Raw genomic sequence first — 24,929 nt, forward strand, 5'->3', positions numbered from 1 at the left:
GATTACAGATTTTTTTGTTATACAATCGCACCCGATTGCTTTAGATCACTCTTTAAATACAAAACTTTATATCAATTCATAAAACCCCCAGCAACCATAAATATTGATTGCTAATTAAAACGTAAATAATAGGTAATTGTCGTTCGACATCATTTCTCTACTTACATTATACCATGTTTTATAAATTATTTACAGACTACTCTTTTTGAAATTCCTGTACTATACTGATATAGACAAATCCGGAAAATATAAGGGGTGTATCCGTATGAATGATAAAAAAGATGTCTTAGATAATGGTCCTTTTTTTCATGGTACTAAAGCAGAACTAAAAATTGGTGATTTATTAGAACCACAACACTTATCAAATTACCAAGATGAAAAATCTAACTATATATATTTTACTGCGACATTAGATGCTGCTAAATGGGGTGCTGAATTAGCAAAATCTAAATCAAAAGAGAGAATTTATATTGTAGAACCATTAGATGATTTTGAAAATGATCCAAACTTAACTGACAAAAGATTTCCTGGAAACCCAACACGTTCTTATAGGTCTAATTCTCCTTTGAAAATAATAGCTGAATTAAGTTCATGGGAAAGACATTCCGATGAAGAAATAAATCATATGCTAACATCTTTAAAAAAGTTAAGTGAACAAGGATTAAATGTAATATACGATTAATCTTTAAAAATTCATAAGTCATGACTTATGAGAAAAAATTAAGTAAATGTAAATAAGTCCAATTTTTCAGTATCAAAATTGAGAAATTGGGCTTTTTTCGTCATTCTGGAAAATGGCCCGTTTGCTGCATACTGGTTTCTTTATCAATTGTATTTATTTTTACATAAACACTTCGATAGTTTCAAACTATTCCGGATAAAGAATGACGATTGAAATAAAAAACAGATAATTCTATGCACTCTCGAAAAAAACGTGCTATTTATAGTTAATGCTTTTTTGATTCTTTCAATTGGACCCTATACAATAGAAGGAACAGATCTTATCGGAAGAGGTGGCGTGTATGGCGATTATAATACCATTTAAAACTAGGCAGCAACTGGAGACAGAAAAAGCATTGAACACCATGCAAGAATGGGATAGGCATTTGGAGTGGGAAGATGCTAATTGGCGGAAGGTGGTAGACATGGAAGTAAAAGAAGAAAGTTTATCTCTGGAGGAAATTAAGTGGCTGAATGACTGGGTGGACGAGAAGAAATGATTAGAATAGAAGGTAATCAAAAGAAGCCAAAAGAGCTTTTCCTTCAGAAATTAGACGAGCATGTACAATAACTTGAGGCAGAAGTGTTTTCGAGAATTAACTATATATATAAACACGTCTTGGAAGACTTCAATATAAAAAACTAAATCCCAGAAAATTGTATACGATACTGATTGTTGAAATTCCAGTAGAAGTCATAGTGAAAAAAGCTTACTCTACCGAAAGAGTAAGCGGACAAAAATATACACTTAAATGATTTCACACAAATTTTACACAAGGGTTGTCCGAAGTGTTGGTTTAACAGTGTCTATGGACGTAAATTGAAACCGGCCTCGGAGATGTTTAGACCGACGCCGTGGTCACGGATCTAGGTCTTCCCAGACGTTTGTACAATGTTGCATAGGGATGGAAGGTTCTCTTTTAAAGTACTCACCGGAGGAAGAACAATCTAATGTTGTGTATTTCACCCTACTCTGACAAGTACACCGTCCCGTTTTTCACACTAATAAGTAATCATGTTTTTGAACATGATCCATACCACAACGGAATCGGATTTAACCAATTTCCTTTTCCGGATAATTGGATTCTTTACGACTATCCCTTGGTAGTTTTTTAATAAGTTATAACTTTGCTCTCGAAGAAAGCCGTGTTCGTACGTTCGCCAATTTCTTATAGTATCGACTAACAAGCAGGACTATATTGAAGTTTGCAGACCGTTTTTTCTTTCTAGTAAGGTTGCGTTGTGCCCAATTTAACAAACCATCGTTAATAATTGATGACCTGAAAGGTTAGACCAATTTTGAATAATTGTGATATTATAGGATAAGTCATGTTTTTATTGAGTGTAATGAAAGGATGAAAAACAAATATGGGTAACAACGAGCTTCCGAAAACCGTATCTCTGTATACGCTAGGTTGCAAGGTGAATCATTACGAAACTGAGGCGATCTGGCAGCTTTTTAAAGAAGCTGGTTACGTCCGCGGTGACTTCGAAAAAAATTCTGATGTTTATGTCATTAATACATGTACAGTGACGAATACCGGTGATAAAAAAAGCCGGCAAGTCATTCGTCGTGCTGTTCGGAAAAATCCGGACGCTGTAATTTGCGTAACAGGTTGTTATGCACAAACGTCCCCTGCGGAAATTATGGCGATTCCAGGAGTAGATATCGTCGTCGGAACACAAGATCGGGCTAAACTTCTCGGACTCATTGATGAATTCCGTATGGTGCGTCAGCCAATCAATGCTGTCCGTAATATCATGAAAAACAGGATCTATGAAGAACTCGACGTCCCTACATTTTCAGATCGTACACGTGCGTCCCTTAAAATCCAAGAGGGTTGCAACAACTTCTGCACGTTCTGCATCATTCCTTGGGCACGTGGATTAATGCGTTCCCGTGATCCGCAAGAAGTCATTCGTCAAGCGCAGCAGCTTGTCGATGCGGGCTATCTTGAAATTGTATTAACCGGTATACATACGGGCGGCTATGGTGAGGATTTGAAAGATTATAATCTTGCCCGTCTGCTCCGTGACCTTGAAACACAGGTCAAAGGACTGAAACGTCTACGTATCAGTTCGATTGAAGCAAGCCAACTGACGGATGAAGTGATTGAGGTTCTCCGTGAGTCAACAACTATCGTCCGTCATCTGCACATTCCAATTCAGTCCGGTTCAGACACAGTATTGAAGCGTATGCGCCGGAAGTATACAATGGCGTTTTTCGCAGACCGTCTAGATAGACTTCGTGAAGCGTTGCCGCAACTGGCGATCACTTCAGACGTCATCGTCGGTTTTCCAGGCGAGACGGAAGAAGAGTTTATGGAAACGTACAACTTTATACGTGATCATAGATTCTCTGAACTTCATGTTTTTCCTTATTCAAAACGGACAGGTACTCCAGCTGCTAGAATGGAAGATCAGGTTCAAGAAGAAGTGAAAAACGAGCGTGTTCACCGTTTAATCGAATTAAATGATCAGCTAGCGAAACAATATGCGTCTACTTTTGAAGATGAAGTGCTTGAAGTAATTCCAGAAGAGAAATATAAACTTGAACCGGATAGCGGACTGTATGAAGGTTATTCAGATAACTATTTGAAAGTTGTTTTCCCAGCCGATGAATCAATGGTGGGCAAAATAGTTCGTGTGAAAGTTGCTAAAGCAGGTTATCCATATAACGAAGGGCAGTTTGTCCGCGTTGTGGAGGAAGCAACACAACTTGTTTAAGGTTTCAATTAAGCTATACCTACTTTATTTTGAGTAGGTATAGCTTTTTTCGTGCAGAAATGAATTGTTCTTGATATGATGAAAGAAGTACGGACAACTTGAGGAGGTATTCATTTGAATACAAATTTTGCAACTTATATTGATCATACAATATTGAAAGCTGACGCAAAGAAAAACGAAATCGAAACATTATGTGAAGAAGCTCGAAAATACACATTTGCATCAGTATGTGTAAACCCAACTTGGGTGAAAACAGCAGCGGCTGCGCTAGAAGGAACACCTGTTAAAGTATGTACAGTAATTGGTTTTCCACTGGGAGCTTCAACTTCTGAAGTAAAAGCGTTCGAAACTGGGAATGCAATTACAAACGGTGCAAAAGAAATCGATATGGTTATCAACATTGGCGCTCTTTGCGGTGGTGATGATGAAACTGTGAAAAAAGATATTGAAGCGGTAGTTAATGCTGCAAAAGGAAAAGCAATTGTTAAAGTCATCATTGAAACATCTCTTTTAACGGATAAGGAAAAAAGGAAAGCATGTGAACTTTCTGTCCTTGCAGGTGCTGATTTCGTGAAAACATCGACAGGTTTCTCAACAGGCGGTGCCACAGAAGAGGATGTCAAGTTAATGAGGGCAGTTGTTGGACCTGATATGGGTGTTAAAGCATCAGGTGGTGTCCGAAACTTAGCGGATATGAAGAAAATGATTGATGCAGGGGCTACAAGAATCGGCGCTAGTTCAGGCGTTCAGATCATGCAGGGCCTTGAATCCCAATCTGATTATTAATTTAAAAGTTTTATATTGACCAATAGTTAAATCCGCGGTATAATTTATGAGTACATGGCACTTGGTCATGTTATAGAAGTGTGTTTGGAGGGAGGGACAAGAGATATGTCGAAAACTGTTGTTCGTAAAAACGAATCGCTTGAAGATGCTCTTCGCCGCTTCAAACGTACTGTATCCAAAAGTGGAACAATACAAGAGGTAAGAAAGCGTGAGTTTTATGATAAGCCAAGTGAAAAACGTAAAAAGAAATCTGAAGCTGCAAGGAAACGTAAATTCTGATTTCCTGTGGTGATGAGTTCGACCTTGTTTTAAAACTAAAATTTGGTAAACCGGAAAATCCTTTATGGGTTTTCCGGTTTATTTGTATATGAGGTAAAATAAAACTTTTTAAGGGAAAGTGAAACTTCCGAGCAATCTAAACGTATATAGAGATATAATAGAATCTATAAAGAGAGAGGTGAAAAAAACTATGCATAAAATGATAGGAAGGATTATCCTGTTCATTTTATTCGTATCGGCGTTCGCATTCCCACTCTTAGAAACAGGAGCGGCAACTTCGAAAGTCTATAAAGTTCCAATTGAAAACGTGGTGGAGAAAGGCTTGTACGCTTTTTTACAGCGGTCATTTGCAGAAGCTGAAGAGGCGGGAGCAGATGCTATCATCCTGGAGATTAATACACCGGGTGGATTCACTGATGCGGCTGACCAAATTGCTAGGCTATTGGATCAAAGTCCCCTAAGGGTAATCGCTTACATTAATAATAAGGCAATCTCGGCAGGTGCTTTCATTGCGCTTTATGCTGATGAAATCTATATGGCACCTACTGCAACAATGGGAGCCGCGCAAGTAATCGTTTCGTCGGGAAATGCGGCAAATGACAAAGCCCACAGTGTATGGGTTACAGAAATGATAATTGCAGCTGAATCGAAGGAAGGCCGAGAACCGAAATATGCAGAAGCGATGGCAGAACCTGATGTTAATCTACCTGAATATCGGGCTGGAGTAGGCAAACTACTAACGCTAAAAGCGGATGAAGCAAAAAAAATCGGTTACAGTAATGGAACAGTTAGGTCTTTCAATGAATTGCTAAAAGAAACGGGTCTCGAAAATGCGGATATCATATCAACAAATGAAACATTTGCTGAGAGCATTGCACGTTTCATCACACATCCTATCGTTGTACCGATTCTTTTATCAATCGCTGGATTGGGATTTGTACTTGAACTATATTCTCCGGGATTCGGTGTACCGGGTACAATGGCCGGTATTTCGTTGGTTTTATTCTTTTACGGACATCTTGTTGCGGGGCTTGCAGGTTACGAAACGATTATCTTGTTCCTTATAGGGGCGGTTTTGGTCGTAGCGGAAATCTTCCTGCCGCATGGTATAGCAGGGGTAATTGGATCGCTCGCAATTATTGGAAGTATTATTATGGCAGGCGGCAATCCGATGTATATGGCGATTTCTGTCCTTATCGCGGTTGCTATCGCTGTTATAGGGATGGTGATTATTATGAAATTTTTCGGTAAAAAATTGCACTTGCTCAACAAAGTTGTGCTAATGGATACAACTGATACGGAAAGTGGTTATGTTTCGAATGTGAATAGGATTGAATTACTTGGACGTATTGCCAAAACTTCTACACCGCTTAGACCATCTGGAGCAATTGAACTTGATGGCGAACGAATTGATGTCGTTTCTGAAGGAAGCTACATTGGCAAAGGAATAAGTGTTATCATTGTAAAGGTTGAAGGTTCCCGAACAGTAGTTAGGGAATCAAAAGAGAAAGGGGAGAATGAATAATGCCAGTAATCGCAGGTTCAGCAGGTTTAATAGGTATTGTAGCAATCGTTGTTATCGCAATAATTGTATTGTCCGTATTTTTCACACTCGTCCCTGTAGCGCTATGGATTTCTGCCATGGCAGCGGGAGTAAGAGTAAGCATCTTCACACTGATTGGTATGCGTCTCCGCCGGGTTATCCCGAGCCGGATTGTCAATCCACTAATTAAAGCACATAAGGCTGGACTAGATGTAACAATTAACCAGCTTGAAAGTCATTACTTGGCTGGAGGGAACGTCGACCGTGTTGTCAACGCCCTAATCGCTGCACACCGTGCAAATATTGAACTTACATTTGAACGTGCTGCGGCTATCGATCTTGCGGGTCGTGACGTTTTAGAGGCAGTTCAAATGTCCGTTAACCCGAAAGTTATTGAAACACCATTCATCGCTGGTGTGGCAATGAACGGGATTGAAGTAAAAGCAAAGGCGCGTATTACAGTACGTGCAAACATAGACCGTCTTGTCGGTGGTGCTGGTGAAGAAACAATCGTTGCCCGTGTTGGTGAGGGTATTATCTCGACTATCGGTTCATCTATCGACCATGCAAAAGTATTGGAAAATCCAGATATGATTTCTCAAACTGTCTTAGCAAAAGGTCTTGACTCAGGTACTGCATTTGAAATTCTATCTATTGATATCGCAGACGTTGATATTGGTAAAAACATCGGTGCAGAACTTCAAACTGAGCAAGCAATGGCTGATAAAAACATCGCACAGGCAAAAGCAGAAGAACGTCGTGCAATGGCTGTTGCAAATGAACAGGAAATGAAAGCGAAAGTTGAAGAGATGCGTGCGAAAGTTGTCAGTGCTGAAGCGGAAGTTCCGCTTGCTATGGCTGAAGCGCTACGTAAAGGTAATATTGGAGTCATGGATTATGTGAATTATAAAAATATCCAGGCAGATACAGGAATGCGTGATTCTATCAGTAACTTTGGTGGGGATAAGGAATCTACAGAAATTAAAAAGAACTAATACTTGATAAGCCATTTCCTGGAAAGGGGATGCACGAATGGAACAGCTAATCATTTTTATCATTTTGGCTCTTGTAGGCTCTTTTTTTAGAGGCAAGAAAAAAGAACCTGAGAAGGGGCCGCAGCCTAAGCCGTTCACGGCAACGGGGCGTGCTCCAGAGGGTCCGACGACTAAATTAAAAGAGATGTACCGTGAATTGCAGAGAGAAATGGCAGGAGCAGATGCGGAGCCGCCTAGCCGTCAGCTACCAAAGCAGCAACAAACAACAGTAACGGCTTCCCCTGCTCCTAAAGTAGCATCACCTGCAAGACCAACTGCTGATAGAAAAGAACGTGGTAATTCATCAGCGAATCGACACATCGAACGCCCGGATTCATCTACGAATCGACATAGTGGAAGATTGACTGCACATGGTGGTCAACGTCCAACTATGTCCACTATACAATCGCACGAGTTAATGCCGAAAAATCAAAACGACTTGCTGAAAGGCATTGTATTCTCTGAAATTTTTGGCCCACCGAAATCAAAAAGATAAGCATTGACCCTCTATCCGAATCATACGATGTGGATAGGGGGTTTTATATTTTGAAAAGACTATTTCAAACCGGTTCATCAGTTACAATTGAAGATTTCGCTTCATTGCGGATAAATGGCCCTTATTCTTTGTTGAAACTAGGCCCCGATTTCGCAATCATCAGCAGTGGAGAATACAGGATTGAGGCGATAGGTACCGATTTAACAGTTGAAACGTTATCAGAAGAAGTTGCTGTTTTCACTTTCACATCAATTACTACTATGAATGTGACGACAGGTGCAGACAAGGAAGCGGAGCGCAATGCGTAAACGTTATGCTGTTAGAATTTCAGGCGACGGTAACCTTTCTGGATTCCTCACGAAACTTGTAACAATTGGAACAAAAATAACATCGCTATCAGTTGTAGATGGGGTGGCACGTTTTCGAACAGATCGTAGCGGGCTTCGTGCTATTCGGCGTAATAGAAGGCATTATCGATTAAAAGTGGCCATTTCGATTGCGAATCTTGAGTCAGGATCAATTGGACTTTTCAAATCAAGCCGCTTTCTCATCGCATGTCTCATTCCTTTTGTTGCCTCATTTTTCCTTTGGACAGTAGATGTTGAATCGGATATGCCGGAAGTCGTGGACAGAATTGAAAAAAAACTCGAAAAAAGTTCAATCGTTTTGTTAAGACCCTTGGTTTTAATTCCTGATGAAGGTGAAATCCGCCGCGAGCTCATGCTCGATGATCCCGCTTTATCATGGGTTAGATTTAGACGGGTTGGAACATCTCTGACAATTATTCCGATGTTATCACCTCCTACAACTAACATTGTTGAAACGAAGGAACAGCCGTCTCACCTTGTAGCGCGTACAGGCGGCGTTATAACGCGTTTCGAGTTAGAAAAGGGGGAACGGGTCGGTCATGTTCATCAGACTGTTAAGAAAGGGGACGTGCTAGCCACAGGTATACTGGAGCAAGGTGATAAAACAACAGTTGTTGGAGCGGACGGTGCCGTGTATGCTGATTATTGGGTCGAATACACGTTTACTCTACCGAAAAAAATCAATTTCCAGTTACAAGGTGATGAAATTGTGAACTATACTTTTAACCTCCCATGGAAGCAGCAAGGAAAAGAAGGATGGACTCTAGGGTCTCTCATCGAAACCGAAAGACATATGGAAGAAACCGCAGGGCACTTTGAATTGGTTGAAGGTATGGAAGAAACGGTTATAATTCCTTTGTTAAAAAATAAATTAATGTCGGAATCTTTTTCGAATGCAATTATTAAAGATGAAAAAGTTTTACACGTGACATTCGATAATGATAAAGTTAGAGGGACAATATTGTTTCTTATTAATGACAATATTGCTGTTAAGAGACTGATTCCCAAGGAGACTGAGCCTATTGGATGAGCAAATGATTCAACTACATGTTGAAGACCCTAATGAAACAGTAATGCTTCTCGGAATTTCTGATCAAAATATGAAACTGATTGAAGAGCAGTTAAACGTTTCAGTATTGACTAGAGGCGACACAATTTCAATCAGTGGCGCTGAAGATAGTAGGAATTCGGCCAAAGCGCTTTTGGAACAGTTATTGAAAGTAATACGTAAAGGCATTAATATCAATCAACGTGATGTCTCGACTGCTCTCGAGATGGTGAAGAGTAGCACAATTGAATATTTTGCAGAGTTGTACGATGAAGAAATTTCAAGGAATATGAAAGGAAAAGCGATTCGTGCAAAGACTATCGGTCAGCGTGAATATGTCAGCGCGATTCGATCGCGAGATCTTGTATTTTGTATCGGGCCAGCTGGGACTGGGAAAACGTACTTAGCGGTCGTACTAGCTGTTTTAGCGATGAAGACGGGTTCTGCGAAGCGGATTGTCCTAACACGTCCCGCAGTCGAAGCAGGAGAGAGTCTGGGCTTCCTCCCAGGCGACTTGAAAGAGAAAGTTGACCCATACCTCCGGCCGCTTTACGACGCGCTACACGATGTCTTGGGGGCGGAACAAACAGATCGACTTATGGAACGAGGTGTTATCGAAATTGCACCGCTGGCTTATATGAGGGGACGGACACTCGATGATGCCTTCATTATTCTTGATGAAGCACAGAATACAACAAAAGCACAAATGAAAATGTTTTTAACACGTCTCGGTTTCGGGTCAAAAATGGTAATTAACGGGGACAAAACGCAAATAGACTTGCCAAGAGGAACTGAATCGGGACTTATTGTCGCTGAAAAAATTCTTAGTAAAGTAGGAGAAATTCATTTCCAATACTTGGAGCAGGGTGATATCGTACGTCATCCAATCGTTGCAAAAATAATTGAAGCATACGAACAGGAGCAGTCATAGAAAGTGACTGCTTTTTCTTTAGTATCATTGCTGCTCTGATTATAGCTATAGAGAAGTAGGGGGAGAGATTCCAATGTTCCAACCAATCAGGAAGCTATTTAAATCACTTAAATTCAATTACTTATCCTTGTTTTTAATCGGTCTATCCACTATACTTCTGTTTTCTTTCATGTATGGAAGTGTGAAAAAAGAAACATATGAATTGGAATCTTTTCAAATTGCACCAGATACCATTCGTTCCTTAAAAACGGTTGAGGACACAGTGAAAACCGAACAGGATAGGGAACGTGCCGCTAATGAAGTAGGCCCTTCATATGTATTTTCAGAAGACGTTGTTAAAAATAGACAAGCAATCGCTACGTCTTTGTTCGATTTTCTAACCGAAGTAAAAACTCTAGATGAGCACGATCAAACTAATTCGGAGATGGCTTCTAAGTCCTCCAAAGAATTAGTCGCAGAAATGCGCACTAAACTTATCAGTTTGGAAAAAGAAGAGCCTAGTCTGCGACTTAGTGATGATGCCATAGCTAATCTTTTAACCCTGAGTACAGATGCTTTACTGAACGCGCAAAGCGTATTAGTCGGTGTACTAGGAGAAGAATTATCGAAACCGGTACGAACAGCGGATCTGTCAACTGCCCGCTATGAAGCGGAACGGAAAATTAGGCTTACAGATTCGGTTCCACCTTCAATCTTACAGACGTTAATAACACTTAGCCGCTCCTTAGTTGTAGAGACGGAATCGATTCATGAGGAAATGACAAAGGCTAGGATTGGACAGGCTCGGGAAAGCGTCGAACCTACCCGCATCTTGCAAGGACAAGTAATCGTCCGTGAAGGGCAGGTTATTGACAAAGAAATATATAGGCAATTAGAGCTGGCAGGCGTATTGTCAAATCAGTCGTCAATGAAACCGCTGGCGGGCCTAATTATATTTGTCCTGTTTGTAGGTGCGATTATTTATATGCATTTCCTGTCTTGGAGTGAAAATAGAGTTGTGAAGAAAAAGGCATTGCTCATTGTATTAGTTGTTTTTTTCCTGCTCGTTATCATAATGAAGCTCATTTCCCTTATTGAAAAAGATTTTGATGTTCTTTTAGCATTCCTGTTTCCGACAGCACTCGCTCCAATGCTTATTAAGCTACTGACGAACGAGCGACTTGCGCTGATGACGACAATTATCACCGCGGCAACAGCGGGCATTCTGCTACAAGAAGGTTATGCGGCAATCATTCAGATGGAAGTTGCATTGTACATACTTTTCGGAGGTATTGTGAGCTTGTATTTACTAGGAGACAATGGCAGACGATCGAATATTTTACGGACAAGTTTAGGGGTTTCCGTTTCAAATATGATGTTCATCGCATTTTACCTCTTGATGACACAGTCATCTTACGATTTGACGGAATTAGTGTATTATATGATAGCGGCAATTGTTTCGGGCATATTGTCAGGAGCACTTACAATTGGGCTCATGCCCTTTTTTGAGTCTGCCTTTCGGCTATTATCGGATATGCGACTTATCGAACTATCGAATCCGAATCACCCGCTTCTGAAAAAAGTGCTAACTGAAACGCCAGGTACTTATCATCACAGCGTTATGGTCGCAAATCTTGCCGATACGGCATGTGAATCGATTGGTGCGAATGGACTTCTTGCCAGGGTGGGAAGTTATTATCATGATATTGGAAAAACGCTAAGACCTGGTTACTTCATTGAGAATCAGCATGCTGGTCAAAATCCACATGACTCATTACCACCAGGAAAAAGCAGGGATATCATTATTGCCCATGGAGAAGACGGTGCGAAACTTCTTGAAAAGCATAAAATGCCAGTAGAAATCATTGATATCGCTCGTCAGCATCATGGAACGAGTACGTTGAAATATTTTTACTTTAAAGCTAAGGAATCTGGGGAAGATGTAAAAGAAGAGGATTTCCGCTATGCAGGACCAAAACCTCAAACAAAAGAAATCGCAATTATCTCAATAGCAGACAGTGTTGAGGCCGCTGTACGATCAATGAAAGAACCGACTTCAGAAAAAATTGCAGCACTCGTACGATCTATCGTTAATGATAAAATGAACGATGGCCAATTCGATGAATGCGATCTTACTATGAAGGAATTGAAGAAAGCGGAAAGAGTTATGTGTGAGACGTTAAATGGGATTTTCCATAACCGGATTGAATATCCGAAGTGAGTACGAAGGGAGCTAGTTGTAAATGTTGGAAATATATTTTGAGGACGAAACAGCTAGGGTCGATGACAAAATCGAGGATTTGATCCGGAAATTATTGAATCATACTGCTACAGAAGAAGAACTAGCAGGAAAAATGGAGGTTTCGGTAACATTCATGACAGATGCAGATATTCAGGAGGTTAATGCAACTTATCGCGGTAAAAATGTACCGACTGATGTCATTTCATTTGCACTCGAAGAATTAACGGAAGGCGAAGTGGCTATTATTCCTGAAGAAGGCATGCCAACCGCTTTAGGTGATATACTTATTTCAGTGGAAACAGCTGAGCGACAAGCAGGGGAATACGGACATGATTTTAATCGTGAAATTGGATTTCTTGCGCTTCATGGTTTCCTTCATCTTCTTGGCTATGATCATATAACTGAAGAAGAGGAAGTTGAGATGTTCGGCAGGCAAAAGGAGATTCTCGCTTCATTTGGACTCGAGAGGTGATTGATCAATGCGGAAGTTCATTCAATCTTTTGTCTACGCGTGGAATGGGATCTGTTATGGCATAGGAGCGGAACGGAATGCGAAAGTGCATGTTATGGCCGCTATCATTGTCATTATAACGGGTTTTATTACGGGCCTTTCGAAGTCAGAATGGCTTATCATCATTATTCTGATTTGCGGAATGCTGGCGCTTGAGCTGATGAATTCTGCGGTCGAACGTGTCGTCGATCTACTAACAACTGAACGTCATATACTCGCGAAACAAGCGAAAGACCTCGCAGCAGGCGCGGTATTAGTGTATGCGATTGGAAGTGCAATAATCGGTTTAATGTTATTTGTTCCAAAATGGTTTAACTAAATTTAAGAGGTGTCATTATGGATGTAGAAAAATTAATTGCTGAATCAAAAAAAGCGCGGGAGAAAGCGTATGTCCCGTATTCAAAATTCCCAGTCGGAGCGGCGCTGTTAGCTGAAGACGGGACTATCTATCACGGCTGTAATATTGAAAACTCAGCTTATAGCATGACCAATTGTGCTGAACGAACAGCGTTTTTTAAAGCTGTTTCCGATGGCGTACGTAGCTTCAAAGCGCTTGCGGTAGTTGCAGATACAGAAGGGCCTGTTTCCCCGTGTGGAGCATGCAGACAAGTGATTGCAGAGTTTTGCGATGGCTCGATGCCTGTCTATCTCACGAACCTGAATGGGGATGTAGAAGAAACAACTGTAGCAAAACTATTACCAGGCGCATTTTCAAAGGAGGATCTTTCATATGCAGCAGAACAACAATAAAGGGTTCAAATCGGGATTTATCTCGATCATAGGACGTCCTAACGTCGGTAAATCGACATTTCTTAACCATGTAGTCGGACAAAAGATTGCGATTATGAGTGACAAACCACAGACGACTCGCAATAAAGTACAAGGTGTCGTCACGACAGAAAAATCTCAGATCATCTTCATCGATACACCGGGGATTCATAAGCCAAAACATAAACTTGGTGATTTCATGGTGAAAACGGCCCGCAACACATTGAAAGAAGTAGATGTGGTCATGTTCATGGTCAATGCAGATGAACCGATTGGCCGCGGTGACCGTTTCATAATGGAACTTCTTGAAAATTCAAAGACACCGGTATTCCTTATCATCAATAAAATTGATTTAGTTCATCCGGATGAACTATTCAAAATCATCACTTCGTATACAGCAGAGTATGACTTTGCTGAAATTGTACCAATTTCAGCGATAAACGGAAATAATGTGGAACGTCTTCTCGAAACGATGATTAAATACTTACCTGAAGGGCCTAAATATTATCCAGATGATCAAGTAACGGATCACCCGGAACGATTCATCATTTCCGAATTAGTCCGTGAAAAGGTATTACATCTTACGAGGGAAGAAATTCCACATTCCATAGCGGTTGTTATTGAGAAGATTGAACGCGAAGAAGGACGGGAAATCGTCAATGTTATGGCGACAATTGTCGTCGACCGTGATTCTCAAAAAGGCATTGTCATCGGTAAAAAAGGCGCATTGCTAAAAGAAATCGGAACGAATGCTAGACATGACATCGAAATGTTACTTGGTTCGAAAGTGTTTCTTGAGTTATGGGTAAAAGTGCAGAAAGACTGGCGCAATAAACCTGGACATCTGAAGGAATTCGGATTTAGGGATGACGAATATTAAGTAATTGAACCCATCCTAAGTGCGCCGCGTCCTGCGGCAACGGATGCATGACCCACTTTCGTGTGGGCACAATGTGGAAGCGGCCTGTCGTGTCAGGCCGCTGAAGCTGGACAAAGAAATACGGTCTATGTTCGCAAGTATTTAAGAGCTAGACAAAAAAATGAGGTGATTGCTTCGCTGAACAAATGGGAAGGAATCATCCTAAGAGGTATTCCGTACGGGGAGTCTAACAAAATTGTCACGCTCTTTACTCGAGAAGGCGGTAAGATGACGGCGATGGCCCGTGGAGCGAAGAAACCTGCAAGCAGGCTAGCTGCTGTGACGCAGCCATTCACACATGGTTCATTCCTGATCCGTACTGGCAGAGGGATGGGAACACTCGAACAAGGTGAGCCCATCGATTCAATGCGACATATTCGCGAAGACTTGGAAGCAACAGCTTATGCAAGTTATGTTGTTGAACTGATTGATAAGTTAACAGAGGATAATGAGCGTATTGCTGGTATATATGGATTGTTGTATGAAGCGCTTCACGCTATCAATGAACAATTTGATCCAGAAGCAATTGCATTGTTTGTCGAGTGGAAAATGTTGCCGGTTGCAGGTATCCATCCAACACTCCATCAATGTGCAAATTGCGGAGCGACTGAAGGCGAGTTTGCTTTTTCATTCATGCAAATCGGCTTCATTTGTCATCGGTGCTTCCATGTAGATAAGCATTCGATTCGGATTTCACCTAGTCAATTGAAATTGATTCGGACATTTTATACGGTTCCTATCAATCGGGTCGGTAATTTGACGTTGAAGAAGACGACAAAAAACTTCATGAAAAGACTCGTCCGAACAATTTATGATGAACAAGTAGGAATTCGATTAAAATCGAGATCATTCCTTGATCAGCTCGACTCAACACCCGAACTGCTACCTAGAAAAGAAAAACCAAAAGAGAGTGGCGAATAGTCCTCTTTACAATAAACCCCGAACCTTGGATCCTATGAATAGAGTCCAAGGTTCGGGGTTTTGTATGTAAATAATTTCTTACTTACACATTAGTGACCCGTTTAAATTCAATAAATCGCGTGCCTTGGAAAGTGAGAATTCCCGAATCACCATCAGCCAACATACCATATTGGGAACCGTTTACTGCTAGTTCCATACGATCTCCGCTCTTTACTTGAAACGTGGCATAATACCAAGTGCTGGCCGATGAATCGCCAGATCCGCCGGGAGTTTTTGTTCTTTTTGTAACAACTTCGGCTGGCACAGTTAGTTGTGGGGAATTATTATTCGAATTCCACGTACCAATGGATTTCACAAAGGTTAAAATAATTCCACCAAAAACGATAATTGCAATTATCCCGATAAAGATGGGGATAATCGTAAACATAGCATCTCCCAAAGGTGAATACATATACAAAGCCTCCTGATATATTTTAATAGTTGTATAGATGTTATACGCGCCATTTTTGAAATAGTTTCATAACGCCTTTGATATATTACTTAGATATCCTTATACTGATACGAAAGGAGGCGGGAACTACCTATGAAATACATAAAAGCAACTCTTCAAATAATAGCCTTATATGGTTTTGTTCTGATAGGGAACTGGCTACAAGATTTTCTTCATTTGCCGCTTCCGGGAAGCATAATTGGACTGTTAGTATTGTTGGTGGCCCTTTCAATGAAAGTTTTTCGGCTTGAATGGGTTGAATCTGGCTCTTACTTCCTTTTATCTTATTTGCCATTATATTTTATCCCAGCGACTGTCGGCGTGATGAAATACGGACATGTCTTTGCGGGAAAAGGATTACTGTTAATACCAATCACGATGATCAGCACGTTTTTGACGATGTGGATTTCTAGTATTATAAGTCAATTTCTTGCCAATAAATCGGTCAAGAAGGAGGAAGTTTCATGCAAATAATGCTGTTTTCTATCCTCTTTGTTAGTATAACAATTACTGTTTATCTAACTATGAACTTATTATATTTTAAATACCACAAAGCGTTCTTGATACCAATACTAACAACAACAGTAGGCATTATTTTGATTCTTGTTCTTTTTAATATTCCTTATGAAACGTATATGCTAGGAGGAATGTGGGTTGACCTGTTGCTGGGGCCCGCGATTGTATCATTGGCCATCCCATTATATAAACAAAGGGAGTTAATCAAACAGAATATGTTTCCCATACTTGGCGGTGTATTGACGGGCGTTCTTGTTGGTATGATTAGCGGTGTGCTTTTTGCAAAACTGATGGGATTTTCAAAAGAAATCATATTTTCACTATTACCTAAATCGATTACAACACCTATAGCCATACAGATTGCTTCGGCATTGGGCGGCGTAACTTCGCTTACAATCGCTTTTGTCATGATTGCGGGGTTTACTGGTATCATTCTAGGGCCGACATTTTTGAAATGGTTTCGCATCGATACTGCAATCGGTCGTGGAATCGGGCTGGGAGCTGCGGCTCATGCATTAGGTACGTCGAAAGCAATCGAACTGGGGGAACAGGAAGCATCTTATAGTTCCGTTGCAATGACGCTATCTGCGATTATTGGCTCTATCGTTGGGCCGGTTATGGCTTGGTTTTTTTATTGAACTCGAAAAAGATAGATGCAACTATGATCCAATTACTAATTCAATAGGGCGAGGAAATTGAGTTCAAAAGAGAATGTTATTCGGGCATTGCCAAGAAAAGTAATAGCTTTGGCGATACCGTACTTCAACGAAAGTAACGTGTTATCTTCATGGCGGAATGTAGAAGTAAAGTTAATTACAACGCTAGGTTACAAGCTATACAATTTTCCAGTAATTCTCCTATATGGGTTGTTAACTTCTATAGTGAGCGACTAACCATCATCCATTTTATCGAAAAATAGGTCTATAAAGTTTGAGTGTTTACTGTCGTTACTTTTTCATTTGATTTTCGGACTACTATTACTTTGGGTAAGACTTCTATTGGCTATAATTTACTTTATGATAGACAGGTATTTAAGGAAGAGAAAAGGTCTGTATAAATGGAGCAAAACCAATAAAAGTTTAATTACTCAAATTGGGTTATTACTATTGTTTAAAGCAATTTTAATAGTTTCAGAATTTATTGCGAACTGGCAAGAATATATGGCCTTTTGATTCACTATCACCATGGCTTTTTTGAAGGAATGGGGTAATATTTATGGAGGTTAGGTTAGAAAAAGCAAGTGAATCTGATGCGCAATCTATTTTTGAAAGTCAAGTAAATGCATTTTTACCGTTACTTGATGTTTATAAGGACTATAGAACTAATCCGGCGAATGAAACAATCGGAAGTACGATAACGAGGATAAATAATCCTTCGGGAGGACTTTTTAAAATTGTAATGGATACTACTCTTGTTGGTGCTATTGGTGTCTTTTGTAAAGAGGAAACTCAATTTTGGATTAGTCCAATGTTTATTCTACCAAAATACCAGGGGCAAGGAATTGCTCAGAAAGCGATAACACAAATAGAAAAAAGTTTTCCTCAAGCAGTGAGTTGGGAACTAGCTACAATAGCGGAAGAAAAACGTAATTGTTATTTATATGAAAAAATGGGCTTCACAAAAACAGGTCTAATTAAGAAAATAAATAATGGCACGACACTTGTTTATTTTAAAAAACTTTTATGATACATATCTGTTTTCAAAAGCACTATTAGTAAACAGCGGATATCACGTCAATCGACGAGGATACCCGCTTTTCGTAAAGCTTCTTCAGCATTTTTAATATATTCTTCATCGTCCGCCATTATCGTATGAAGGTGAATACCGCCATCTGTTAGTTTTGATAAATAAATGGCATCTGCCTCTTTGATTCGTTTGATGAATTCTTTCACTTCATTCCGATTAGAAACCATGATTGAAGCGCTAAGATCTCCATATACAGGATGCTCGATTTTGACATCTTTCACTGTAACACCATTATCGACAAGGATATTCAGTTCATCTATCGTCTGGTCCGGAGTGTGTTTGCAAACAATTGTTTTTTCAACTCTTTCGGGTGTCGCCTGAATAGGCATAAAAATGTAACCTTGACTTGTAGCGACAATCGGTTCGTTTTTTGCTTTTAACAAAGTAATATCTCCGACAATCACCTGACGGCTTACATTAGTCATTTCTCCAAGTATTCTTCCCGTTATAGGTTTTTCGGACGCTTGTAACGTATCGACGATAAATCGGCGGCGTTCATCCCCAAGAATTTTTTCTTTCTCATTCATCATAAAACCACCTCACGTAGCCATTTTACCATATTTCGCAACTGAATCGCTGTCCTTGGAATTGTTGTACAACTTCGACAAGGAGACTGGTCGATGTTGAAATGAGGCGATTGTAGGTAAACCAGTAAAAGCCGCGGTAAAAACTTAGTGCACAAATTGGATTCCACAAACGTGTATGTTAAGTTAGTAGTTATGATGTTAATACTTCGGAAAATAAAGGAGAATTGAAATGATCATCAAAGAAATCAACATTCGAAAAATGAAAATGACTATGAAGACTCCTTTTGTAACGGGCTTGGGAACTTTTCAAGAAAAGGACTTCTTGATTTTAGAAGTGAAAGATGAGCTAGGAAATACAGGATGGGGGGAGTCAGTCGCTTTCTCCACGCCTTGGTACAGCGAAGAAACACTGGTAACGAACTTACATATGATCAAGGATTTTCTGATTCCTATAGTATTAGGAAAGGAAATCGGGCATCCAGACGAAGTAAGTCAATTATTCGCAGCAATTCGTAAAAATAATATGGCAAAATCAGCTGTTGAAGGTGCGATTTGGGACCTTTACGCTAAGCGCAATAAAATGACGTTGGCGCATGCACTGGGTGGCGAACAGGCCAAAATCGAGGTCGGCATCAGTATCGGCATCCATGAAAATGTGGCGGATCTAGTTGCAACAGTACGTGGTTTTATCAAGGAAGGCTACAAACGTATAAAAGTGAAAATTAAACCAGGTCATGATATTGAAGTGCTACGCGAAGTCAGAAGAAATTTCCCTGACGTCCCCCTCATGGCAGATGCTAACTCGGCCTATACACTTGATGACATTGAACTTCTTAAACAGCTAGATGAATTTAATTTGACAATGATTGAACAGCCACTAGCATCAGACGATATTATCGATCATGCAACGTTGCAAAAAAAAATGAAAACAGCTATCTGTCTGGATGAGAGTATTCATTCGCTTGAAGATACGCGGAAAGCAATCGAACTCGGTAGTACGAAAGTTATTAACGTTAAAATCGGTCGTGTGGGTGGCTTAACAGAAGCAAAAAAAATCCATGATTATTGTATGGAGAAAAACATCCCAGTTTGGTGTGGCGGCATGCTTGAATCAGGAATTGGCCGTGCACATAATATCGCACTGACGACTCTTCCGAATTTCATCCTCCCGGGTGATACAGCAGGATCTTCCCGCTACTGGGAAAAGGATATCATCAGTCCTGAAGTCATTGTGGAAGACGGCTATATCACTGTGCCGACTGCCTATGGTATTGGTTATGAGCCAGATAGTGAAGCAATGGATACCTATACTGTAGAATATACGCAGTTCAAAGCTATGAATACAAATTAACTTACGGAGACATCTTGCTAGTAAAGCAGGTGTTTTCTTTCGTTTAAACCTAGCCAATTAGTGGTATATGAATTAAATGGCTACAGAAGTAGGATAGAGTAAGTTGACACGTGAGGATGAAGAACTATAATTGATTGATATTATCATTTAAAGTAGTAAAGGGGAACCGATTTTGTTTACTCATCCTTCTATGGAATTATATAGTGTAGTTGTTGGAGAATACTCTTTTTCAATCATTCTATTGTCCATTGCAATTGCTAGTTTTGCTTGTTATACCGCGATATCTATGAATGAACGAATGCAAGAGAATAGTTTCTTCCATCACAATTTGTGGCTCATGTTAGCATCGATTGCTATGGGGTTTGGCATATGGTCGATGCATTTTGTTGGAATGGGTGCCTATTTACTTCCCATTTCGATGACTTATGAACCTAGGCTCACATTCTTGTCGATTATACCAGCCATTGCAAGTTCATTTTTAGTGTTTTATTTAGTCAACCGCATGCGTAAATCGATTGGATTAAATCTGATTTCGGGGGTCACGATGGGAATTGGCATCTCAGCCATGCATTATATTGGTATGGCGTCTATGGTATCAGATGCTATTTACACGTATGACATCACGATTTTTACCGCATCTGTTGCGATTGCGATTAGTATTTCTTTTATCGCAATCTATATATTTTCTACCCTTCAGCATCTTATGAAAAATAGACTCTTGAAAATGTATACTTCTCTGGTTATGGGGTTAGCGATTTCTAGTATGCATTATACCGGACTTATGGGGACTACTTACTATATTCATCGTGACAAAATTGATAGTTTGCATGAGAGTCATCAAATGGATATGAACTATCTAAACATAACAGTTTCAATTGGTTTGGGTCTGTTGCTGCTATTATTACTGTTGTCGAGTTTTATTGATCGGTATATTGATTACCGCGTAAACTATTTCGAGTCTTTAACAAGAATACCAAACAGACGCAGCTTTGAAAAAATGTTGAACAGTCCTACCTATGATGGATGTCTGGCAATGTGGTATATTCCTGATATTGAAAAAATCAATGTTGAGCAAGGTTATATTTTCGGGGATAAAGTTATTCAGTATCTGGGGCATTTATTCTCGCAGTGGACATCATCTACTATGAAACTTTACCAACTTCAGGGCAAGCGTTTCGTGTATCTTATCCAGGATGCGAAAGGAATCGCAGAGTTTGAATGCACTATGAATAGGATTGCAGAGCAACTTAAGATGCAGCCTGAAATTGATGGCAAAATAATTAAGATTGAAGCGGTCTGTGCAATGTCAACGACGGAAGAGCATCAGGATCCGAAGCGTTTGTATACGGAAGCGCTTGGTGTGTTAGAACATCCATCGACTCGCTATGACTATCAAGTGATTCGATATGATAATGCAATTCATTCGCATTCATTTGAAGAGGAAATCCTTGGGGGTATAGATGATGCCATTCGCGAAAGGCAATTATTTATTGTTTATCAACCTAAAATAATTGCTGGTACAAACGGACTGTCGGGGTTTGAAGCGTTAATTCGTTGGAAGCATCCGAAATACGGTATGCTATCGCCAGTAACTTTCATACCCATTTTTGAACAAAGTGACCGTATGCCAGATGTGACAAATTGGATAATTGAGCAAGTTTGTGAGCAGATTGCAGAGTGGGTAAAAATGGACTTCCATGTGTGTCCCGTCTCGATTAATATTTCAGGGGATTATGTCACTTCACCGATTTTGCTAAATGTATTAAGGGACATGATTAAAAAGTATAAATTGAAACCGCATAATTTACAATTAGAAATTACTGAGACGAGCGTAGTAAAATCAATCAAAGATGCAGTAAAAGCCCTTAATACGTTTCGAAAAGAAGGTTTTTCTGTAGCATTGGATGATTTCGGAACAGGTGTTTCATCTTTATCTTACTTGAAACAATTGCCGATTTCGACATTGAAAATAGATAAGTCATTTATAGATGATGTACCAAAATCTGAGAAAGATTCATCTATTCTGAAGGCGATTCTCGCAATCGGTCGCACGCTAAATTTAGATATTGTACTAGAAGGTGTAGAAACTGAAGAGCAAGTTCAATTTCTAAGCAAAGAGTCGGGGGCGTTAATTTTCCAAGGCTATTATTTTGCTAAGCCTATGACCTCGCCAGAACTTATGAATTGGTTAGCGCAGCAGAATCCGGTTTAATGTAAAAAAACTTTTACGCTTGACAATTCAATTAATTGGTGTATGATTATTTAAAATATTCTAAAAACTGAACGATGATGAAGGATTACTATGCGAATCCGTGTTGTGAAAGAGAGCGGGATTTATCAGCTGGAAGATTCCGTCACGACAATCGCAGAACCTACCTTCGTAGTCTTATGCAAAACATAAGCGCGACCCTCGGCGTTATGGGGAAAAGTGGGATGTGTTCGCATGCATCCAATTATGGTGGTACCGCGGAAGCTAAGTTCTTTCGTCCTTAATATCAGGACGAGGGGGCTTTTTTTGTTTTCCGCGAACAGATGAAATGGGGTAATAGAATGAAAAAACAACGGATTGTCGTGAAAATAGGTAGCAGTTCTTTAACAAATGTTAGAGGTGAAATCGATCAAGCGAAATTCAACGATCATATCGAAGCGCTTGCCCTACTTCGTAAAACAGGGCATGAAGTGATTCTTGTTTCTTCTGGTGCAGTCGCAGCTGGGTTTGCAAGGTTAGGCTATTCATCTAGACCAATTACAATCAAAGGGAAACAGGCGGCTTCGGCAGTGGGCCAGGGATTGTTAATGCAATCCTATATTGAAAAGTTTAGTGTCCATGGAATCGTGCCAGCTCAGATTTTATTGACACGAATCGACTTTTCGAATCGTGAGCGCTACAGGAATGCATTTGCGACGATGACGGAACTATTGGAACGGGGCATCTTGCCCATTATTAATGAAAATGACACTGTCTCTGTTGAAGAACTGACTTTCGGTGACAATGATATGCTATCAGCACTAGTTAGCGGTATTCTCCATGCCGACCAGCTTATTATATTAACAGATATTAATGGTCTTTATGAATCAAATCCACGCAAATATCCATTAGCGAAACGACTTGATTATCTTGAGCAGATTACAGATGACTTACTAAAAGGTGCTGATGACTCGGGATCGAAAGTCGGGACTGGTGGCATGAAATCAAAACTGCTTGCTGCAAAAACAGCAACGTCACTTGGCGTTTCCGTTTTCATCGGAACGGGACAAGGTTCGCATAAACTGCTGAGGATTTTAAAAGGGGGAGGGGACGGCACCTATATTTCCAATCCGGATATCGCGAAAATTAATACGAGCAGACAATGGATCGTATTGCATTCCGAATCGACAGGCAAACTTTACGTGGATCAAGGGGCGGAAGAGGCTATTTTATATAACGGAAAAAGCTTATTACCTGCTGGTGTTGTTAAAGTAAAGGGGGATTTTTACAAAGGTGACGTTGTTGAAGTATTTGGCGTCAATGGGATTTTAGGCAAAGGGGAAGTCAGCTATTCATCGGATGTATTAAGAAACACGATTGAGAATCGAAACAAGGAAAAAGTTGTAGAATTAGTTTCATCGACCGTTGAAGTCATTCATCGGGACCGTTGGGCGCAACTTTAACTTTACTCAGCAGTAGTCTCTCACATCTATAAGTGGTGGGGTCTAAGCCACTGCTGAATATTGTTAAGGCCAAGGCGCATTTGATAAAGGGGGATTTAACATGAGCGAAGTACACCTAAAAGGGAAAGCTGCAAAAGAAGTAAGTTATTCGTTGGTAAACATCACAACTGCGCAAAAGAACAAAGCACTGGCATTAATTGCCGCTCAATTAGTGGCCGATCAAGCTTCAATTCTTGCTGAAAATCAGAAGGATTTGGATGATGGAAAAAGGAAAGGGCTAACTGCCGCCGTTCTTGACCGCATTCAGCTCACTGAAAAAAGAATCGCAGACATAGCTGGTGCCATTCATCTGTTAATCGAATTACAGGATCCGATTGGGGAGACATTGGAAACCATTGAAAAAGACAATGGATTGCTTATTAAAGTGAAGCGGGTACCAATCGGCGTTATCGGCATGATTTATGAAGCAAGACCGAATGTCACTGTTGACGCGGCGACGCTCGCACTTAAAACGGGAAACGCCGTCATTTTACGAGGAAGTTCTTCTGCAAAGTATTCAAACGTGGCTCTTATAAAATCAATTCATGCGGCACTTGATAAATGTGATATTCCGAAAATGGCTATCCAATTAATTGAAGATACCAGCAGGGAAACGGCAAAAGAACTGTTCCGGCTCAATGAATACTTGGACGTTCTTATTCCGAGGGGAGGCAAAACACTTATTGAAACCGTAATTCGTGAAGCGACAGTTCCAGTCATTCAAACGGGGGCAGGAAATTGCCACATTTATATTGATGAAACAGCAGAACGAGAGATGGCTATAAAAATTGCATTAAATGCAAAGATTCAACGCCCATCCGTTTGCAATGCGATTGAGACAATCTTAATCCATGACAAGTGGTTTGCACAATATGGGAAAGAGCTAATCCGAAAGTTACAAGAAAACGATGTGGAAATCTTGGGGGATGAAACAGTCGTTCGAGAATGTGAAAATGTGCAAACGGCATCCGAATCAGATTGGTCAACGGAATATCTTGGGTTAACAGTTAGTGTCAAGCTTGTAACGTGTCTTGATGAATCAATTGCTCATATTGCCGAATTTGGAACAAAGCATTCCGAAGCGATTATCACTAATGATGAAAAGCATGCCGCAATTTTCTTGAATTACGTCGATGCTGCTGCCGTGTATCATAATGCCTCCACGCGATTTACGGATGGCTTTGAATTCGGTTATGGCGCGGAAATTGGAATTAGCACACAGAAGTTACATGCGCGGGGGCCGATGGGATTAAAGGCGTTGACGACGACAAAGTATGTCATCCATGGCAATGGGCAAGTGCGGGTATAGGGAAGTTTTTTAAGGGATTCGCTAGTAA

Annotated in this window: 26 protein-coding genes; 24 read left to right on the plus strand and 2 right to left on the minus strand. The window is 40.3% G+C overall.

Annotated features, from left to right (window positions below; genetic code table 11):
* The first annotated feature begins 265 nt into the window (after positions 1 to 265).
* The 17 genes from arr (at position 266) to recO (ending at position 15,272) form a co-directional block, all read left to right on the plus strand.
* Positions 266 to 682, plus strand: a complete 417-nt coding sequence (arr, locus tag H2672_RS17315; protein WP_186673449.1) for an NAD(+)--rifampin ADP-ribosyltransferase — start codon at positions 266 to 268, stop codon at positions 680 to 682.
* A gap of 340 nt (positions 683 to 1,022) precedes the next feature.
* Positions 1,023 to 1,220: a hypothetical protein gene (locus H2672_RS17320; protein ID WP_186673451.1), complete on the plus strand. Its 198-nt coding sequence runs from the start codon at positions 1,023 to 1,025 to the stop codon at positions 1,218 to 1,220.
* An 868-nt stretch (positions 1,221 to 2,088) separates the two neighbouring features.
* Positions 2,089 to 3,447, plus strand: a complete 1,359-nt coding sequence (gene mtaB / locus H2672_RS17325; protein ID WP_186673454.1) for a tRNA (N(6)-L-threonylcarbamoyladenosine(37)-C(2))-methylthiotransferase MtaB — start codon at positions 2,089 to 2,091, stop codon at positions 3,445 to 3,447.
* Positions 3,448 to 3,561: 114 nt separating this feature from the next.
* Entirely contained in the window at positions 3,562 to 4,233 is a 672-nt protein-coding gene (gene deoC / locus H2672_RS17330) for a deoxyribose-phosphate aldolase (RefSeq protein ID WP_186673456.1), read from the plus strand.
* Between the two features lie 105 nt (positions 4,234 to 4,338).
* Complete coding sequence (gene rpsU, locus H2672_RS17335; RefSeq protein WP_067208368.1) at positions 4,339 to 4,512, plus strand: 30S ribosomal protein S21; 174 nt, start codon at positions 4,339 to 4,341, stop codon at positions 4,510 to 4,512.
* 190 nt (positions 4,513 to 4,702) lie between these two features.
* Positions 4,703 to 6,037 carry an NfeD family protein gene (locus H2672_RS17340; RefSeq protein ID WP_186673458.1) on the plus strand — a complete coding sequence of 445 codons (1,335 nt, stop codon included), beginning with the start codon at positions 4,703 to 4,705 and terminating at the stop codon, positions 6,035 to 6,037.
* A complete protein-coding gene (floA, locus tag H2672_RS17345; RefSeq protein ID WP_186673460.1) occupies positions 6,037 to 7,050 on the plus strand; it encodes a flotillin-like protein FloA in 1,014 nt (337 codons plus the stop codon). The genes H2672_RS17340 and floA overlap by 1 nt, the downstream gene beginning before the upstream one ends.
* Before the next feature lie 37 nt (positions 7,051 to 7,087).
* A complete protein-coding gene (locus H2672_RS17350) occupies positions 7,088 to 7,585 on the plus strand; it encodes a hypothetical protein (RefSeq protein WP_186673462.1) in 498 nt (165 codons plus the stop codon).
* A gap of 50 nt (positions 7,586 to 7,635) precedes the next feature.
* Positions 7,636 to 7,893, plus strand: a complete 258-nt coding sequence (locus tag H2672_RS17355) for a hypothetical protein (RefSeq protein ID WP_067208378.1) — start codon at positions 7,636 to 7,638, stop codon at positions 7,891 to 7,893.
* Positions 7,886 to 8,983, plus strand: coding sequence for a sporulation protein YqfD (locus H2672_RS17360; protein WP_186673464.1), 1,098 nt, complete (start codon positions 7,886 to 7,888; stop codon positions 8,981 to 8,983). The genes H2672_RS17355 and H2672_RS17360 overlap by 8 nt, the downstream gene beginning before the upstream one ends.
* 4 nt (positions 8,984 to 8,987) lie before the next feature.
* A complete protein-coding gene (locus tag H2672_RS17365) occupies positions 8,988 to 9,932 on the plus strand; it encodes a PhoH family protein (protein ID WP_370569693.1) in 945 nt (314 codons plus the stop codon).
* 73 nt (positions 9,933 to 10,005) lie between these two features.
* Positions 10,006 to 12,132, plus strand: a complete 2,127-nt coding sequence (locus H2672_RS17370; RefSeq protein WP_186673469.1) for an HD family phosphohydrolase — start codon at positions 10,006 to 10,008, stop codon at positions 12,130 to 12,132.
* A 22-nt stretch (positions 12,133 to 12,154) separates the two neighbouring features.
* Entirely contained in the window at positions 12,155 to 12,625 is a 471-nt protein-coding gene (ybeY, locus tag H2672_RS17375; RefSeq protein WP_186673471.1) for an rRNA maturation RNase YbeY, read from the plus strand.
* 7 nt (positions 12,626 to 12,632) lie between these two features.
* Positions 12,633 to 12,983, plus strand: coding sequence for a diacylglycerol kinase family protein (locus H2672_RS17380; protein ID WP_186673473.1), 351 nt, complete (start codon positions 12,633 to 12,635; stop codon positions 12,981 to 12,983).
* 17 nt (positions 12,984 to 13,000) lie between these two features.
* Positions 13,001 to 13,414 carry a cytidine deaminase gene (locus H2672_RS17385; RefSeq protein ID WP_186673475.1) on the plus strand — a complete coding sequence of 138 codons (414 nt, stop codon included), beginning with the start codon at positions 13,001 to 13,003 and terminating at the stop codon, positions 13,412 to 13,414.
* Positions 13,395 to 14,312, plus strand: coding sequence for a GTPase Era (era, locus tag H2672_RS17390; protein WP_186673476.1), 918 nt, complete (start codon positions 13,395 to 13,397; stop codon positions 14,310 to 14,312). The genes H2672_RS17385 and era overlap by 20 nt, the downstream gene beginning before the upstream one ends.
* A gap of 177 nt (positions 14,313 to 14,489) precedes the next feature.
* Positions 14,490 to 15,272 (plus strand): DNA repair protein RecO, encoded by a 783-nt coding sequence (gene recO / locus H2672_RS17395; protein ID WP_186673497.1) that lies wholly within the window; start codon positions 14,490 to 14,492, stop codon positions 15,270 to 15,272.
* A gap of 82 nt (positions 15,273 to 15,354) precedes the next feature.
* Here recO and H2672_RS17400 read toward each other — a convergent pair whose 3' ends face one another.
* Positions 15,355 to 15,723, minus strand: coding sequence for a DUF2500 domain-containing protein (locus H2672_RS17400; protein ID WP_222439451.1), 369 nt, complete (start codon positions 15,721 to 15,723; stop codon positions 15,355 to 15,357).
* Between the two features lie 132 nt (positions 15,724 to 15,855).
* Between H2672_RS17400 and H2672_RS17405 the strand changes: the two genes are divergently transcribed.
* The 3 genes from H2672_RS17405 to H2672_RS17415 all read left to right on the plus strand — a co-directional run bounded on the left by H2672_RS17405 (position 15,856) and on the right by H2672_RS17415 (position 17,964).
* Positions 15,856 to 16,236, plus strand: a complete 381-nt coding sequence (locus H2672_RS17405) for a CidA/LrgA family protein (RefSeq protein ID WP_186673477.1) — start codon at positions 15,856 to 15,858, stop codon at positions 16,234 to 16,236.
* Positions 16,227 to 16,916, plus strand: coding sequence for an LrgB family protein (locus H2672_RS17410; protein WP_186673478.1), 690 nt, complete (start codon positions 16,227 to 16,229; stop codon positions 16,914 to 16,916). Before H2672_RS17405 ends, H2672_RS17410 begins: the two co-directional genes overlap by 10 nt.
* Positions 16,917 to 17,493: 577 nt before the next feature.
* Positions 17,494 to 17,964, plus strand: coding sequence for a GNAT family N-acetyltransferase (locus tag H2672_RS17415; protein ID WP_186673479.1), 471 nt, complete (start codon positions 17,494 to 17,496; stop codon positions 17,962 to 17,964).
* Positions 17,965 to 18,011: 47 nt separating this feature from the next.
* Here the strand turns inward: H2672_RS17415 and H2672_RS17420 are convergent, their stop codons facing one another.
* Entirely contained in the window at positions 18,012 to 18,551 is a 540-nt protein-coding gene (locus H2672_RS17420) for a transcription repressor NadR (RefSeq protein WP_186673480.1), read from the minus strand.
* Between the two features lie 229 nt (positions 18,552 to 18,780).
* Here H2672_RS17420 and menC point away from each other — a divergent pair, with 229 nt between their 5' ends.
* The 4 genes from menC to H2672_RS17440 all read left to right on the plus strand — a co-directional run bounded on the left by menC (position 18,781) and on the right by H2672_RS17440 (position 24,901).
* Positions 18,781 to 19,902: an o-succinylbenzoate synthase gene (gene menC / locus H2672_RS17425; protein WP_186673481.1), complete on the plus strand. Its 1,122-nt coding sequence runs from the start codon at positions 18,781 to 18,783 to the stop codon at positions 19,900 to 19,902.
* 172 nt (positions 19,903 to 20,074) lie between these two features.
* On the plus strand, positions 20,075 to 22,114 hold the full coding sequence (locus H2672_RS17430; protein WP_186673483.1) for a bifunctional diguanylate cyclase/phosphodiesterase: 2,040 nt from the start codon (positions 20,075 to 20,077) through the stop codon (positions 22,112 to 22,114).
* Between the two features lie 338 nt (positions 22,115 to 22,452).
* Entirely contained in the window at positions 22,453 to 23,553 is a 1,101-nt protein-coding gene (gene proB, locus H2672_RS17435) for a glutamate 5-kinase (RefSeq protein ID WP_186673485.1), read from the plus strand.
* Between the two features lie 100 nt (positions 23,554 to 23,653).
* Positions 23,654 to 24,901, plus strand: coding sequence for a glutamate-5-semialdehyde dehydrogenase (locus H2672_RS17440; RefSeq protein ID WP_186673487.1), 1,248 nt, complete (start codon positions 23,654 to 23,656; stop codon positions 24,899 to 24,901).
* Positions 24,902 to 24,929: the final 28 nt, after the last annotated feature.

Origin of the sequence: Sporosarcina sp. BP05, assembly GCF_014282005.1 — a bacterium.
Taxonomy (GTDB): domain Bacteria; phylum Bacillota; class Bacilli; order Bacillales_A; family Planococcaceae; genus Sporosarcina.

Excerpts from the sequence above, each read along its gene's own strand:
- arr (WP_186673449.1), top strand. The coding sequence starts at position 266 with ATGAATGATAAAAAAGATGTCTTAGATAATGGTCCTTTTTTTCATGGT.
- H2672_RS17320 (WP_186673451.1), top strand. The coding sequence starts at position 1,023 with ATGGCGATTATAATACCATTTAAAACTAGGCAGCAACTGGAGACAGAA.
- mtaB (WP_186673454.1), top strand. The coding sequence starts at position 2,089 with ATGGGTAACAACGAGCTTCCGAAAACCGTATCTCTGTATACGCTAGGT.
- rpsU (WP_067208368.1), top strand. The coding sequence starts at position 4,339 with ATGTCGAAAACTGTTGTTCGTAAAAACGAATCGCTTGAAGATGCTCTT.
- H2672_RS17340 (WP_186673458.1), top strand. The coding sequence starts at position 4,703 with ATGCATAAAATGATAGGAAGGATTATCCTGTTCATTTTATTCGTATCG.
- floA (WP_186673460.1), top strand. The coding sequence starts at position 6,037 with ATGCCAGTAATCGCAGGTTCAGCAGGTTTAATAGGTATTGTAGCAATC.
- H2672_RS17350 (WP_186673462.1), top strand. The coding sequence starts at position 7,088 with ATGGAACAGCTAATCATTTTTATCATTTTGGCTCTTGTAGGCTCTTTT.
- H2672_RS17360 (WP_186673464.1), top strand. The coding sequence starts at position 7,886 with ATGCGTAAACGTTATGCTGTTAGAATTTCAGGCGACGGTAACCTTTCT.
- H2672_RS17365 (WP_370569693.1), top strand. The coding sequence starts at position 8,988 with ATGATTCAACTACATGTTGAAGACCCTAATGAAACAGTAATGCTTCTC.
- H2672_RS17370 (WP_186673469.1), top strand. The coding sequence starts at position 10,006 with ATGTTCCAACCAATCAGGAAGCTATTTAAATCACTTAAATTCAATTAC.
- ybeY (WP_186673471.1), top strand. The coding sequence starts at position 12,155 with ATGTTGGAAATATATTTTGAGGACGAAACAGCTAGGGTCGATGACAAA.
- H2672_RS17380 (WP_186673473.1), top strand. The coding sequence starts at position 12,633 with ATGCGGAAGTTCATTCAATCTTTTGTCTACGCGTGGAATGGGATCTGT.
- H2672_RS17385 (WP_186673475.1), top strand. The coding sequence starts at position 13,001 with ATGGATGTAGAAAAATTAATTGCTGAATCAAAAAAAGCGCGGGAGAAA.
- era (WP_186673476.1), top strand. The coding sequence starts at position 13,395 with ATGCAGCAGAACAACAATAAAGGGTTCAAATCGGGATTTATCTCGATC.
- H2672_RS17400 (WP_222439451.1), bottom strand. The coding sequence starts at position 15,723 with ATGTATTCACCTTTGGGAGATGCTATGTTTACGATTATCCCCATCTTT.
- H2672_RS17405 (WP_186673477.1), top strand. The coding sequence starts at position 15,856 with ATGAAATACATAAAAGCAACTCTTCAAATAATAGCCTTATATGGTTTT.
- H2672_RS17410 (WP_186673478.1), top strand. The coding sequence starts at position 16,227 with ATGCAAATAATGCTGTTTTCTATCCTCTTTGTTAGTATAACAATTACT.
- H2672_RS17415 (WP_186673479.1), top strand. The coding sequence starts at position 17,494 with ATGGAGGTTAGGTTAGAAAAAGCAAGTGAATCTGATGCGCAATCTATT.
- H2672_RS17420 (WP_186673480.1), bottom strand. The coding sequence starts at position 18,551 with ATGAATGAGAAAGAAAAAATTCTTGGGGATGAACGCCGCCGATTTATC.
- menC (WP_186673481.1), top strand. The coding sequence starts at position 18,781 with ATGATCATCAAAGAAATCAACATTCGAAAAATGAAAATGACTATGAAG.
- proB (WP_186673485.1), top strand. The coding sequence starts at position 22,453 with ATGAAAAAACAACGGATTGTCGTGAAAATAGGTAGCAGTTCTTTAACA.
- H2672_RS17440 (WP_186673487.1), top strand. The coding sequence starts at position 23,654 with ATGAGCGAAGTACACCTAAAAGGGAAAGCTGCAAAAGAAGTAAGTTAT.